This window comes from Caballeronia sp. HLA56, assembly GCF_054655155.1.
On the sequence record NZ_BAAHOB010000005.1, the window covers coordinates 3,130,701 to 3,145,126 of the forward strand.

A 14,426-nucleotide genomic window follows, 5' to 3' on the forward strand; every position below is an offset into this window, starting at 1 on the left:
TCGTTTTCAAGACCCTAAAAGCGATGCGGTCTATATCTTTTTTCACTCGGAAGCCTTGCCGCGGATCTTTTCCCGCGCCGCCGCGACCGCCGCCTCGAATTGCGCGAGACCATGCCAGCCGGTGGCGCGCCCGAGACGCTTGCCGCGATGAAAGAAAAACCACGTCGGCACGCCATGCAGCAAAAAGCGCCGTCCCAGTTCCCGATGCTCGTAGACATTGCTGTGAAACCACTTCAGTCCGAGCGCGCGGATTTCGTCAGGCTTCGCGAGCATCGCTTTTTTGGCGATTTCGCAGTTGAAGCAGTCGACGCCCCAGAAGAACACGACGGCCAGATCATCGCCCGCCGAAGCCAGCCCGGCGTCGAAACCGGGGGCGTCCAGCTCCTGCATGGCGAAGACCGAAAACGCGGTGGCATCGACGGGAACGCGATTCTCCGAGGCGGCCATGGCGTTCTCGCGGCGCGTTACTTCGGTGCGGCGACGGTGACGAGAGCCGGACGCAGCACGCGATCCGAAATCACGTAGCCCTTTTGCAGCACGGACACGACGGTATTCGCTTCCTGCTCGGCCGGCACCATGGAAATAGCCTGGTGACGATGCGGATCGAACTTCTCGCCCACCGGATTCAGCGCGGTGACGCGCCCCTTTTCCAGCGCGGCGGTCAGTTGACGCAGCGTGAGTTCGACGCCTTCCCGCACCTTGACGAGATCGGACGATTGATCGGCAAGCGCGGCTTCAAGGCTGTCGAGTACCGGCAGCAGATGTTCGGCAAAGCTTTCGATGGCGAACTTGTGCGCCTTCTGCACATCGTCCTGACCGCGGCGACGCACGTTTTCTGTTTCCGCCTTGGCGCGCAGGAACTCTTCCTGGAGCGCGGCGATCTTCGCCTGCGCTTCGGCCAGCGCGGCTTCGTTCGCGTCCGGCGCGACTTGCGGCGCATCGGCGCCCGTCGGCGCTCCGGTTGCGCCGGCTTGGGTCGGGTCGGCGGCCTGGCGCGCGGTTTCGTCTGCGGGCGTGGGGTTCTGGCTCGCTGGATTCTCTTGCGTGTTTTCCATGTCGCTGAATGTATTGCTGTGAGTGAAATGGATGCGATCGGCCGGGAGTCCTCTTACCGCCGAGAACCAGGCCAGGCTTTTTCGCACTAGCGGCGGAATTTGGGGCATCCGAGGGATTTTCAAGGCTCCAGAAGCGATTTTTCGGACGAAATTTAGCTTTTTTCGCGTGCGCTTCAAACATCGGACAACGGCGGGCCACGCTTGTCGGCGGCATGACGCGTTAAGTGCAAATTCGCCACATTTGACTGCGAGAAACACTTCGTAATGGGCGTTTCGTCGCAGTACGCAAAAATCAGATTGAGGCGATTGCGTTGTTCGCCTACACTTCGAACATGCGTCGCAGGAACACGTTAACCCTAATCCTACGAATGCAGTAACCGCTCAAGCCCTTGCCCGTTTCCTTCCGGTTTTCGCAACCGGTTATCCCGCTCACCGGGGGTACCATGAAACTGACCTTTGCTATCGCGGTGGTCGCTCTGGTACTGGTTGCGGGAACGACCACCATATGTATGTCCGGCGCTGTCACCGCCCGTAACACCGAGTACGGCGGCGTTCATGCGACCATCGAAAACTACTTCAATCCGAACCTGCCAGTTTGTCGATAATGCGCCGGTCGCGCTTCGTCGGCCTGCCCTGAATTCCGGCAGCCGGCTCGCGAAACGTCTTGCGTCGCTCGGCTTCGGCTAACCGCTTCACTCGGCCCTCTTCCGTTTCCGCGTAAAGCGTCTGGGCCACGCTAGCCGGTCCGCGCACGTCGCACACGCCCTGTACTTCCACTTGCCAGACGATCCGCTCGATATCGATCTCGACGAGATCGCCGACGCGCACGTCCTTCGACGGCTTCACGTTCGCCCCGCCGATCTTCACGCGGCCTTTTTCCACCGCGTCGCTCGCGAGCGAACGCGTCTTGAAGAAGCGCGCCGCCCAAAGCCATTTGTCGATGCGCAGACGCGCGCCCGGTTCCGTCGAAATCGTGTAGTTCATGAATAACCGTTCGTTCAGGCGGCAACCGTCAATGGCTGCACGGCCTGCACCGGCCAGCCTTGCAGATTCTGCGCCGCGATTTCTCCCAGCGCCTTGATCCACGCCGGCGATGCATTCAGGCAAGGAATGCGGTGAAACTGCTTGCCGCCTGCGTGCAGAAATTCGTCGCGCACCTCGATGCCGATTTCCTCGATCGTCTCAAGACAATCCGCCGTGAAGCCCGGACAAAAAACGTCCACGCGCGCAACACCCGCCGCGCCGAGCTCCGCGAGCGTCGGCGCGGTGTATGGCTGCAGCCATTCCGCGCGGCCGAAGCGCGACTGGAACGTGACGCGGCATTCCACCGGCGTGAGCCCCAACGCGGAGGCAAGCAGCGAGCCCGTCAATTGGCACTGGTCGTGATACGGATCGCCGAGATCCATGGTTCGCTTGGGGACGCCGTGAAAACTCAGCACGAGCTTGTCGCCGGCGGCAAAATCCGGCACGCCGTGATGACGCCAGTAATCGCGCACCTGCTCTGCAAGCGCGGAGATATACGCCGGATGATCCGCGTAATGACGAATGGTGCGAATCTCGGGCTGATTGCGCACGCGCTTGAGCGCGGTAAAGGCGTCGTCGAAAGCGGTCGCGGTGGTCGAAGACGAGTACTGCGGATACATCGGCACCAGGAGAATGCGCTCGGCGCCTTCGAGCTTGAGTTGATTGAGCATGACGCCGATGCCCGGCGTGCCGTAGCGCATCGCGTAGTCGACGAGCACGTGGTAGTCGTTTGCCGCAAAGAGGCGCCGCAAGCCCTCGACCTGCTTCTCCGTATAGACACGCAAGGGCGAGCCTTCCGCCATCCAGACCTGCGCATATTTCTTTGCCGACGCGCGCCCGCGAAACGGCAGGATGATCAACCGCAGAATGATCTGCCAGAGCAAGGAGGGAATCTCGACCACGCGCGGATCGGAGAGGAACTGCGCCAGATACTTGCGCACGGCACGCGGCGTGGGCGCGTCCGGCGTGCCGAGATTGATCAGCAGCACCGCGACACGATGCGAAGCGCTAGGCTGCGAAGGCAACTCGAGATCGAAACGCATAGGGCAAGGCGGCCGGAAGTGGTCGAAAGGTGAAACCCATTATAGCGGCGCGTTTCACGCCGCATCATTGGCCGAACGGCCTAGTGGCGGCGCGGCGCGCGGGCCGGCATGATGGCGGAAGGAAAAGCTATTGAGAACTGAGCGACATGGACAACAGGCGCGCGGTGATATCGACAATGGGAATCACGCGGTTGTAGGCCATGCGCGTGGGTCCAATCACGCCGAGCGTGCCGACGATCTTGCCGTTGACTTCATACGGCGCCGTCACGACGCTCATTTCCTCGATCGGCACCAGATTAGATTCCCCGCCGATGAAAATCTGCACGCCCTGCGCGTGACTCGAAACATCCAGCAATTGCAGGAGGCTCGTCTTTTGGTCGAACAAATCGAACAGCTTGCGCAGCCGCGCCATGTCGGACGAAAGGTCCGCCACTTCGAGCAGATTGCGCTCGCCGGAAATCAGCACGGTCTCGCCCGGATCGGTTTCGGCGGTGCTCGCGACCACGGCCGCCTGCATGAGCGCGGTCATATCGCCGCGCAATTCGTCGATTTCCTGACGCAGCCGCAGACGCACTTCGTCGAAGGACAGGCCCGCGAAATGCGCGTTGATGTAATTGGAGGCTTCCGTGAGCTGCGACGGCGAATAGTCGCGCTGCGTCGCCATCATGCGGTTCTGCACGTCGCCTTCGGGCGTCACGATGATAAGCAGAATGCGCTTGTCCGACAGCCGCATGAATTCGATCTGCTTGAACATGTGACTGCGGCGCGGCGTGAGGATCACGCCCGCGAACGACGAGAGACTCGACAGCACGCTCGCCGCCGCCGCGACGATCTTCTGCGGCTCCTCGCCTTGCAGGCGCGTCTTGACGGCGGTGGTCATGGCTTCGTCTTGCGGCGCTTCCACGGTGAGCATGGTGTCGACGAAGAGCCGATAGCCGCGCGGCGTGGGAATGCGTCCCGCCGACGTGTGCGGGCTGACGACGAGACCGAGGTCTTCCAGGTCCGACATCACGTTGCGAATGGTCGCGGGACTCAGCTCCAGGCCGGAATGCCGTGATAACGTGCGCGAACCGACCGGCTGACCTTCGGCGATGTAGCGCTCGATCAGCGTTTTGAGGAGGGTTTGTGCACGTGGGTCTAGCATGGGGAAATTTTAGCCTAACGTGTCGTGGCGCGGCGAACGTACCCGCCGCGATGAATCGCTTGTCGAGCGATTCAATGTCCGCTCCATTCTAGCGATAAACAACGGGCGTGCCCCGGCGTGATCGGGTGGCGTCGCAGCCACCCTTCGCGCACGGTTCTTTTCGCCTTCCACCTATGGTGTAATGCCGGCATGGAAATTGGCCAATTCAAGACTGTCGCGCTCATCGGGCGCACCAATACGCCCGGCATCGAGACGCCGCTGCGCCTGCTCGCGGAGCTGATCTCGAAGCAGGGTTTCGAGGTCGTGTTCGAGGCCGGCACCGCGAAGGATGTCGGCGTGACCGATTACCCGGCGCTCTCGGTCGCCGAAATCGGCGCGCGCGCGGACGTGGCGGTCGTGCTGGGCGGCGACGGCACCATGCTCGGCGTGGGCCGCCAGCTTGCGCCGTACAGGACGCCGCTCATCGGCGTGAATCACGGGCGGCTCGGCTTCATCACGGACATCCCGCTCACCGAGATGCGCGAGATCGTGCCTCAGATGCTCGCCGGACAGTTCGAGCGCGAGGAACGCAGCCTGCTCGAAGCGCGTATCGTGCGCAACGACAAGCCCATCTATCACGCGCTCGCCTTCAACGATGTCGTGGTCAATCGCAGCGGCTTTTCAGGCATGGCGGAACTGCGCGTGTCGGTGGATGGCCACTTTATGTACAACCAGCGCTCGGATGGTCTGATCGTCGCGACGCCCACTGGCTCGACCGCCTACGCGCTTTCGTCGGCGGGGCCGATTCTTCATCCGCAGTTGCAGGGCTTCGTGCTCGTGCCGATCGCGCCGCATTCGCTCTCGAACCGTCCGATCGTGCTGCCCGACGACTCCAAGGTGACCATTCAGTTCATCGGCGGGCGCGATGTCAACGTGAACTTCGACATGCAGTCGTTCACGGCCGTCGAGCTGAACGACGCCATCGAAGTGCGGCGCTCACGGCACACGGTGCCGGTGCTGCATCCGGTCGGCTACAGCACGTACGCCACGCTGCGCAAAAAGCTGCACTGGAACGAGCATCCCTCGCAAGACTCCGCCCTCTGAAGCGCTCACCACGCCCTTTCCAAGCGTCCATGCTCCGTCATCTCTCCATTCGGGACTTCGTCATCGTTGCCGCGCTGGATATCGAGTTCGACTCCGGCTTCACGGTTTTTTCGGGTGAAACCGGCGCAGGCAAATCCATCCTGATCGACGCCCTTGCGCTCACGCTCGGCGCCCGCGCCGACGCGAGCGTCGTGCGCACGAGCGAAGCGCGCGCCGACATCACCGCTGAATTCACCACGCACGCGCAAGTGGCGCGCTGGCTGGACGAGCACGCGCTCTCGCAAGACAGCGACACCGTCATGTTGCGCCGCGTGATCGATTCCGGCGGCCGCTCGCGCGCGTTCATCAACGGCACGCCGGCCACGCTCACGCAACTGCGCGAAGTGGGCGAAATGCTCGTCGACATCCACGGCCAGCACGCGCATCAATTGCTGATGCGCCCCGACGCGCAACGCGAACTGTTCGACACGCACGCCGGTCTCGTCGACACAGCGAGCACCGTGAATCGCGCGTGGCGTGCGTATCGCGAGGCCCAGCAGGCCGTAGAAGCCGCGCAAAGCCGCGACCGCGAACTGCAACTGGAACGCGAGCGTCTCGCATGGCAGTTGAGCGAGTTCGACAAGCTCGCGCCGCAGCCGGGCGAATGGGAGGAAGTGAGCGCGGAGCATCATCGGCTCTCGCACTCGGCAAGTCTCATCGACGGCGTGCAGAGCGCGCTGTCCGCATTGTCCGAATCCGACGAAGCCATGATTTCCCAACTCGCCGCCATCATCACGAAGCTGCGCGATCTGGCCGATATCGATCCCGCGTTGAGCGACGTGCTCGCCTCGCTCGAACCCGCCGAGATTCAGTTGCAGGAAGCGTCGTACTCGCTTTCGCACTACGCGCAGCGCCTCGAACTCGATCCTGACCGGCTCGCGCAGGTCGAGCGTCGCATGGATCAGCTTCACTCGACGGCGCGCAAGTTCCGCCTTCAGCCCGAAGCGCTGCCCGAAGAACATGAAGCGCGCCGCAGCCAGCTAGCCGAACTCGATGCCGCCGCGGACCTCGACGCGCTCAACGCCGTCGCCGAGAAAGCGAAGGACGCTTATCTCGCGGATGCAAAAGCGCTGTCGAAGGCGCGCGCGAAAGCGGCCAAGACTTTGTCGAAGGCGGTCACCGAAGGCATGCAGGAATTGTCGATGGCGGGCGGCAGCTTCGAAGTCGCACTCGTGCCGCTTGCGGAAGGCGGCGCAAACGGCCTGGAACAGATCGAGTTTCGCGTGGCGGGCCACGCTGGCGTCGCGTTACGGCCGCTCGCGAAGGTCGCATCGGGCGGCGAACTAGCGCGCATCAGCCTCGCGCTCGCCGTGATCGCGAGCACCGCGAGCCCGACGCCCACGCTGATCTTCGACGAAGTGGATACAGGCATTGGCGGCGGCGTGGCGGAAGTGGTCGGACGGCTCTTGCATCAACTCGGACGCGACCGGCAAGTGCTGTGCGTCACGCACTTGCCGCAAGTCGCGGCGCGCGGCGATCAGCATTTCCAGGTGGCGAAAACTTCCGACGATGCCGGCGGCACGGTCAGCACGGTGACGCCGCTCGACAAGTCGAAACGCATCGAAGAAGTGGCGCGGATGCTTGGAGGAATCGAAATCACGGCGACGACACGCAAGCATGCAAAGGAGATGCTCGCGGCTTGAGGCGCGGGCGAACGAGGCGGCGCAAAAACGCTGCGCCGCCTTCCACCTTACTCGGCAATCGAGAACACGCGTCTCCACAACGCCGTCACCGCTTCCCTTTCGCCCTTTACCGCATCCGGCGCGACGCGCGCCTTCTCCATTCCATCGAGCCGCAGCGTGTGCTGCAGCTTGCGGTAGTGCCGGTACACCGCGCCAATCGTTTCCGCTTCGTCCGCGCTGATCAACCCGCTCTGCGCCGCGATCTTGAGCAAGGTGATATTGCCCGCATTGCGCACGAACTCGCGATGCTCGCGCGAGTGCAGCAACACCCAGTACTGCACGATGAACTCGATATCCACCATCCCGCCGCGATCGTGCTTCAGATCGAACAATTCGCTGCGATTGGGATGCCCCGCCGCCACACGCTCGCGCATCGCGACGATTTCGCGGGCAAGCAATGCCGCATCGCGCTCCATCACCAGCACGTCCGCGCGAATGGCTTCGAAGTGCGCGCCGATCTCGGCGTCGGCGGCGCTGTAGCGAGCGCGCGAAAGCGCCTGATGCTCCCAGACCCACGCGGTATTCGCGGCATCGCCTTCACGAATCTGATAGCGGCGAAACGACTCCAGACTCGTCACCAGCAAACCCGATTCGCCGTTCGGCCGTAGACGCAAGTCCACATCGAACAGCGTGCCCGCGCCGGTCGCCGCCGTGAGCCACGTGATGAGACGGCGCGCGAACATCGCGTAAATGTCGGCGGCGCTGTCGTTCGAATCGTCGGGATCGTCGTAGAGAAAGATCAGATCGAGATCGGACGCATAACCCAGTTCCTTGCCGCCGAGCTTTCCATACGCGATGACGGAGAAGCGCGGCGTATCGCGATGCCGCTTCGGAAACTGCCGCCAAACCGTCTGCACGGTTACGTCAAGCACGGCATCGGCGAGTTCGGACAGACGGTCGCTCACATGTTCCACCGACAGATGTCCCGCCAGATCGATCAGCAGAATGCGGAACACTTCGGCTTGATGCGCGTGACGCAGCAAGTCCATCTGATGCTCCGCGTCCTCCGCTGCCGCAAGCCGGGCGAGCAGCGAACGCTTGAACCCATCCCAGTCGAACGGGCTGGCAATGGCTTCGTCATCGAGCAATTCGTCCAGCAATTGTGGATGGCGAATGAGATAACCCGCCGCCCAGCGCGAGCCGGACAACACGGACAGCACGCGTTCGAGCGCCGCCGGATATTCAGTCAGAAGCGCGAGATACGCGCCGCGTTTGCCGATGGCTTCGAGCAAGTCGAAAAGCCGCGCGATCACATCGCCGCGACGCGCGGCATCGATCGACTGCACGACTTCGAGCGCGCGCTGCGCGACCACGTCGAAGCGCTCGCGGCTGTGCTCGTTCAGGCTCGCGTAACGCGTGGAATTCCACACGCCCGTTAGACGCGCGAGCACCGGCGCCGGGTCCGCGAAGCCGAGTTCGGACAGACGGCCGGCGAGTTCTTCCTGCGCGGAATCGTCGGCGAGCGCGCTGCTCCAGATCCACGATGCAGCCGAATCGTCCGACACGCCGCAGCCGTTTTCACCGCCGATCTTGTCGGCGAAGATGGCATCGAACTGTTGTTCGACGAATTCGCGATGCGCATCGAGCTTGTCCATCAACGCGGCGTAGTTCGCAAATCCGAGCGATGCCGCGAGCAACGCGCGCTCGTCGTCGGCAACCGGCATCGCATGCGTCTGCGCGTCGTTGCGATACTGCAGCCGATGCTCCACCGTGCGCAGAAACAGATACGCGTCGGTGAGCGAGTCGCACACGTTCTGCGCGATCAGCCCGTGCGCGGCGGCGCGTTCGAGCACCTTGAGCGTCGGACGAATGCGAAAATCCGCCGCCTGTCCGCCGCGAATCAACTGGAACACCTGCGCGCTGAACTCGATCTCGCGGATACCGCCGCGTCCGAGCTTGATGTCGTCGGCCTTGTCGGGGCGCATGGACGCGCGCCGCCGCGCTTCCTGCCGAATCTGCAGATGCAGCGAGCGAATCGCGGCGATCACGCCGTAGTCGAGATATCGCCGATAGATGAACGGCGTCGCAATGGCTTCGAGTTGTTTGACGAGACGGCGCGCGGCATCGCTCTTCGTCTCCGAGACGACGCGCCCCTTGATCCACGCGTAGCGTTCCCATTCCCGCCCTTGCACATAGAAATACTCTTCGAGCATGCCGAGACTGCACACGAGCGGACCCGAATCGCCGTTGGGACGCAACCGCATGTCGACGCGAAACACGTAGCCGTCTTGCGTCATCTCCGCGAGCGCGCCGATCACGCGCCGCCCGAGCCGTGTGAAGAATTCCTGCACCGAGAGCGGCGAGCGCTTGCCGCCGGCGGTTTCGCCATCGTCTTCATAAACGAAGATCAGATCGATATCCGACGACGCGTTCAGTTCGCGCCCGCCAAGCTTGCCCATGCCGACGACGCCGAGCGTAAGCCGTTCGCCTTCGGGTGAGCGCGGCTCGCCGAAGAGCGCTTCGAGGTCGGCCGCGAGTACCGCGATGGCGCGTTGGATCGTTACTTCGGCGAGATCCGTCATTGCGCCGGTGACTTCGGCGACATCCGCCGTGCCCGCTAGATCGCGCTCCATCGCCGTGCAGAAAACCTCCATGCGCAAGCGGCGCAACGCCGTCTTGAGCGCGGCTTCATCGAGCGTGCCGGTCTCGACGCACAGCACGCAATGAGCGTCGAGGCGCGCTTCGATCCATTGCCGCGTGATCGGCGTCCTTGCCCATTGGGCGACATCGGAGGCTAGTTCCGGACGCGCCGAATAAGCGCGCGACGCGTAGTTGGAATAGCTGGAACTGAGGAGTTTCGCGTCGGTCATGAAAGGGTAGGCTCGCTCGTTGCTTGGTACAGAAGCTGATCGTACACCGGCAGCGAAGCGGTTTGAACCAACGGTCCGCGAGGCTTGTCCGAAGCGGCTCCGAGAGACTTTTCCAGAGCGGCGCGGCCAAGCCTTGCCCGCTTTTCCCTGTGTTACATTGCAGCGTCAAACACGCAAAACTACCATATCGCCGACTAGCCGCAGCATGTCCGACAGCAGACGATCCGTCGACCCGACCGAAGTTGGACAAGCCCAGCCCAGCGGCAACGCCGAGCGCGTGCTTTCACGCGTCTTCAAAATCGTTCTCGTGTTCGCAGCCGTGGTGTACTTCGCGGTTGCGGGCATCTATCTCGCGCTGCGCTATATCGTGTTGCCGCAGGTCGATTCGTTCCGGCCGCGCATCGAGCAACTCGTTTCCTCGCGCATTCACGCGCAGCTACATATCGGCCGGATTACGGCGGTCATGGCGGGTTCGCAACCCACCTTTCTGATCGACAATTTGCGTATCGACGCCGCCGACGGATCGCCCGGCGTAGCGGTGCCGCATGCGCGCGCGAGCATTGCGTGGGGCTCGCTGCTGCATCTTCGGCCGAAGCTTGCCGATCTCACCGTCGATGGTCCCGATGTCATCGTCGCGCGCAATGCCAAGGGCGAACTGACCGTGGCGGGCGTGCCTGTTCCCACGCATCGCACGGGTTCTGGCGCGTTCACGAACTGGCTGCTCGGACAAGACCGCATTCGTCTGCGCGACGGCACGCTGCGTTGGCGCGATGCCGAACGCGACGCGCCCGAGGTGGCGTTCAAGCGCCTGCAACTGACCATCCTCAACGACGGCTTGAGGCATCGGCTCGCACTCGATGCACCCGCCGACGGCGACGTGCTGCACGGCCCGCTCGATGTGCGCGCGGACTTTCGCCACGAGCCGTTCACCGCGATGGGCGCGCCCGCAAACTGGACCGGACGTCTCTACGTTTCCACCGGGCCGCTCGACCTGCCGACGCTCGGCCGCTACGTGAAGCTGCCTTTTCAGATCTACGATGGCCGCGTCGAAAACCGTATCTGGGTGGACTTCGCGCGCGGCCAGTTGCAAAAGGCAGGCGGCGATCTGAACGGCGGCAACGTTGCGCTGCGCGTGCGCGCCACCCAGCCGCGCCTCGAATTGCCGATTGCGCGCTTCGACTGGACCATCGACAAGAACGACACGGCCTACACGCTGAATCTGTCCGACATCCATGCCGAACTCGGTCAGCCCGCGCTCTCGGACGGCACGCCGGTCGCGCGTCTTCTGGCGGCGCATACGCTCACGGGCACGTACCGGCCGGCATCGGTTGGCAAGGGATTGATGTTTCGCGTCGCGGGCGATCACGTCGATCTCGGCATCCTCGCGGACTTCGTGCGGGCGCTGCCCGTGCCGCCGCGCGTGCTCAACGAACTCGTGCGCTTCAATCCGCGCGGGCAGATTGCGAACTACTCGATCTACACGGAGCGCGCGGCGCCGCGCAATGAAGAAGAGGTAAAGCAGCAGCACGAAAAAGGCGACGCCAAGCTCTTGCACTTCACGCTCAAGGCCGACTTGCAGGGTATCAGCGTGCAGGCGCAGGAACCGCCGCCGGGACTTACCGTGAACAACCATCCGCGTGCGGGCATTCCGGGCATCGAAAACCTGTGGGGTCATGTCGATGCCAACGAGGCGCAAGGCGCTATCGACATCGATACGAAAAATGCGGCCATCACCATTCCCGGCGCGTTCGATGATCCGCGTCTGACCTTCGATACGCTGCAAGGCCACGCAACCTGGACCGTCGCCGATGAAATCGCGCCCGGCGAATTGCGCCGCGCATTCACCATTCACCTCGACACGCTGCGTGTGAAGAACGCCGATGCCGAAGGCGACGTCACCGCTTCATATTGGAATCAGGGCCACGGGCGCGGCAATCTCGATCTCAAGGCGAAGATCGCGCACATGCAGGTCACAAGGCTCGTGCGCTATCTGCCGACGAGTCTCAACGAACGCGTGCGCGTCTATCTCGGGCATGCGCTGCAAGCGGGCGTGGCGCGCAACAGCGTGCTCGAAGTGCATGGCGACCTCACCAAGTTCCCGTATGCAAAGGCGCCGGACGCAGGCGTGTTTCGCATCGAGGCGCCGTTCACCGGCGGCCGTTTCGATCCGACGCCGTTCCCGCCGCGCAAACTCGCCAACGGCATGCCGAGCATCTGGCCGGGTTTCGACGGGATCGACGGCACGTTCAAGCTCGCGCAAAACAAGCTGCGCTTCGATGTCGAGCGCGGACATTATCGCGGCGTGAAGGTATCGAATCTGAGCGGGCGAATCGACGATACCGGCGACCGCGAATCGAAACTGTGGATCGACGGGCAAGCACGCGGACCGCTCTCGGACATGCTTCAGTATGTCGACGACAGTTCGCTCGGCCTGATGGCCAAGCACGCCACGCGCAAACTGCAAGCTAAAGGCGATGCCGCGCTCGCGCTTACGCTCGGCATTCCGCGATTCCGGCCGCCGCCGCCCGCGCCGCCGCTTCGCACCGAATACAAAGGCTCGCTCACGTTCGCGGACAACGAAGTCGCTTATGGCAATCTGCCGCCGCTCGAACATCTGCGCGGCAAGGCGAATTTCGCGGCGAAGACCGTGACGCTCGACGGACTGAACGCGCAACTGCTCGGCGGCGACGTGCGCGCGAAAGGCGGCGTGCAACCGGACGGCAGCTACACGTTCGATGTGAACGGGCGCATCGGCGTGGACGCGGCACAGCGTCTGAACACGCGTATAACGCCGCAGGTAGCGCAGTTCCTGAAGCGCATCGACGGTTCCGCGCCGTATCAGGCGCACGTGCATGGCGTGAAGAACGCGTTGCCTGTCGTGCAGGCGAGTTCTGATTTGACGGGCATCGGCTTCGATCTGCCCGCGCCGTTCGGCAAGGCAAAGGGCACGCCCATGCCGTTCGCGTTCACCTTTCAGCCCGCGCCTGGCGGGCCTTCGGATCTGCATGACGCGCAACTCACGTTCGGGCCCGTGCAGGCGCATTACTCGCTGCAGCAAATCGGCCGCGCGCAGGTCACGGTCGATCCGCAGAACCCCGCCGAGCCGATGAACATGCGCGCCCGGCTGAAGGTCGCGCGCGGCGCGATCGCCGTGAACAAGCCGGCGGCGTTGCCCGCCGAAGGCGTGTCGGCATCCGTCGATATGGACACGCTCGATGCCGACGCGTGGCGCAAGTTCATCGCCGATATCAACGCATCCGCGAGCGCTTCACCCGTGGCCGATACGGCCGCGCCCGCCTCGCCACCGATGAACGATATGGTCAGGCAGTTCATCCCGACGCGTGCCGACATCCACTTCACCACGCTCAAGCTGCTCGACCGCCGCTGGGACAACGTGCGGATCGGCGCGAACCAAGAGCCGGCGAATCGCAAATGGCAGGCGAACGTGGCGTCGAATCAGGTGACGGGCACGCTCGCGTTCACGCCGGGCGCGCTCAAGGGAAGTCCGGGCGCATTGCAGGCGCGCCTCGACAAAGTGGTCATTCCCGAGAAGATAGCGGCGACGAACGCGCCGGACGAACGCATCGTGAGCAAGCCGCCGCGCAACATGCCCGCGATCGATCTCATCGTGAACGAGCTCGTATATCGCGAGCACGATCTCGGCCGGCTTCAGGTCGATGCGCATAACGAAGTCGTCGCCGATCAACCCGTCTGGACGCTCGACAAGCTCGAACTCGCGAACCCCGACGCCACGCTCACCGCAAACGCGACGTGGCGCACGCTGCCGGGCGGCGTGGTCTCGACCGCTGTGAAACCCGCGAACGACGACACCCTTCCGCGCCGCACGGCACTCGACTTCAAGCTCGACGTGGACGACGCCGGTCAGTTGATCGACCGCTTCGGTCTGCCGCGCACGGTCAATCACGGCGCGGGCACGGTGTCCGGTCACGCGGCGTGGAACGGCAGCCCGACGACAGTCGATCCAAATTCGCTCGATGGCAACGTCGCTGTCGATTTGCGTCACGGCCAAATTCTGCGCGCGCCCGGCGCCGCGAAATGGCTCGGCATCTTCAGCTTGCGCAGCCTTGCGAATCTGCTCACGCTGCATTTTCAGGATGTCGTCGGCAAGGGACTGCCGTTCGAGAAAGTCACGGGCGACGCGCATATCGAACAGGGCATCGCGAGGACGGACGATCTGGTGATGATCACATCGCCCGCGCGCGTGCAGATGCAAGGGCTCGTCGACCTGCCGCAACGCACGCAGGATTTGCACGTGAAGGTCATACCGACCGTCGGCGCGGGCGCGGTCGCAATCGGCGCGGCGGTCATCAATCCGCTGCTCGGTCTGGGCGCGCTGGCCGCCGATCTCGCATTGTCGAAGTCCATTCAAAAGGCGTTCGAACTCGACTATTCGATCACCGGTCCCTGGTCCAAACCCGTCGTTCAGCGCCTGCGGGGCGATCAGGGTAAGATCGAAACACCTGCCGCCGCCGCTGTCCCTGCTGCCGTACCAGCAGTCGCTCCGTGAAGGCGGCACGGTTCCGCCC

General features: G+C 63.5%; 9 protein-coding genes. 3 read left to right on the plus strand and 6 right to left on the minus strand.

Going from position 1 to position 14,426, the window contains the following annotated elements:
• Positions 1–42: 42 nt before the first annotated feature.
• From ACYQ47_RS34110 to hrcA, 5 genes are all read right to left on the minus strand, one after another.
• A complete protein-coding gene (locus ACYQ47_RS34110) occupies positions 43–447 on the minus strand; it encodes a thioredoxin family protein (protein ID WP_250491803.1) in 405 nt (134 codons plus the stop codon).
• A 17-nt stretch (positions 448–464) separates the two neighbouring features.
• Positions 465–1,055, minus strand: coding sequence for a nucleotide exchange factor GrpE (grpE, locus tag ACYQ47_RS34115; RefSeq protein WP_244827044.1), 591 nt, complete (start codon positions 1,053–1,055; stop codon positions 465–467).
• Positions 1,056–1,631: 576 nt separating this feature from the next.
• Entirely contained in the window at positions 1,632–2,039 is a 408-nt protein-coding gene (locus tag ACYQ47_RS34120; protein ID WP_459909177.1) for an RNA-binding S4 domain-containing protein, read from the minus strand.
• Positions 2,040–2,053: 14 nt separating this feature from the next.
• Positions 2,054–3,121, minus strand: coding sequence for a ferrochelatase (hemH, locus tag ACYQ47_RS34125; RefSeq protein ID WP_244827042.1), 1,068 nt, complete (start codon positions 3,119–3,121; stop codon positions 2,054–2,056).
• 127 nt (positions 3,122–3,248) lie between these two features.
• Entirely contained in the window at positions 3,249–4,265 is a 1,017-nt protein-coding gene (gene hrcA, locus ACYQ47_RS34130; protein WP_244827041.1) for a heat-inducible transcriptional repressor HrcA, read from the minus strand.
• Between the two features lie 189 nt (positions 4,266–4,454).
• Here hrcA and ACYQ47_RS34135 point away from each other — a divergent pair, with 189 nt between their 5' ends.
• Together ACYQ47_RS34135 and recN are read left to right on the plus strand one after the other, a co-directional pair.
• Positions 4,455–5,348, plus strand: a complete 894-nt coding sequence (locus ACYQ47_RS34135; RefSeq protein ID WP_309961520.1) for an NAD kinase — start codon at positions 4,455–4,457, stop codon at positions 5,346–5,348.
• A 29-nt stretch (positions 5,349–5,377) separates the two neighbouring features.
• The gene (recN, locus tag ACYQ47_RS34140) at positions 5,378–7,030 is read left to right on the plus strand and encodes a DNA repair protein RecN (RefSeq protein ID WP_250525396.1); all 1,653 of its coding nucleotides are present in this window, start codon (positions 5,378–5,380) and stop codon (positions 7,028–7,030) included.
• Between the two features lie 47 nt (positions 7,031–7,077).
• Here recN and glnE read toward each other — a convergent pair whose 3' ends face one another.
• The gene (gene glnE, locus ACYQ47_RS34145; RefSeq protein WP_459909181.1) at positions 7,078–9,879 is read right to left on the minus strand and encodes a bifunctional [glutamate--ammonia ligase]-adenylyl-L-tyrosine phosphorylase/[glutamate--ammonia-ligase] adenylyltransferase; all 2,802 of its coding nucleotides are present in this window, start codon (positions 9,877–9,879) and stop codon (positions 7,078–7,080) included.
• A 205-nt stretch (positions 9,880–10,084) separates the two neighbouring features.
• On the opposite strand from glnE, the gene ACYQ47_RS34150 reads away from it, so the two are divergent.
• Entirely contained in the window at positions 10,085–14,407 is a 4,323-nt protein-coding gene (locus ACYQ47_RS34150; protein ID WP_459909183.1) for a YhdP family protein, read from the plus strand.
• Positions 14,408–14,426 lie beyond the last annotated feature (19 nt).

Excerpts from the sequence above, each read along its gene's own strand:
- ACYQ47_RS34135 (WP_309961520.1), top strand. The coding sequence starts at position 4,455 with ATGGAAATTGGCCAATTCAAGACTGTCGCGCTCATCGGGCGCACCAAT.
- glnE (WP_459909181.1), bottom strand. The coding sequence starts at position 9,879 with ATGACCGACGCGAAACTCCTCAGTTCCAGCTATTCCAACTACGCGTCG.
- ACYQ47_RS34120 (WP_459909177.1), bottom strand. The coding sequence starts at position 2,039 with ATGAACTACACGATTTCGACGGAACCGGGCGCGCGTCTGCGCATCGAC.
- ACYQ47_RS34110 (WP_250491803.1), bottom strand. The coding sequence starts at position 447 with ATGGCCGCCTCGGAGAATCGCGTTCCCGTCGATGCCACCGCGTTTTCG.
- hrcA (WP_244827041.1), bottom strand. The coding sequence starts at position 4,265 with ATGCTAGACCCACGTGCACAAACCCTCCTCAAAACGCTGATCGAGCGC.
- grpE (WP_244827044.1), bottom strand. The coding sequence starts at position 1,055 with ATGGAAAACACGCAAGAGAATCCAGCGAGCCAGAACCCCACGCCCGCA.
- recN (WP_250525396.1), top strand. The coding sequence starts at position 5,378 with ATGCTCCGTCATCTCTCCATTCGGGACTTCGTCATCGTTGCCGCGCTG.
- ACYQ47_RS34150 (WP_459909183.1), top strand. The coding sequence starts at position 10,085 with ATGTCCGACAGCAGACGATCCGTCGACCCGACCGAAGTTGGACAAGCC.
- hemH (WP_244827042.1), bottom strand. The coding sequence starts at position 3,121 with ATGCGTTTCGATCTCGAGTTGCCTTCGCAGCCTAGCGCTTCGCATCGT.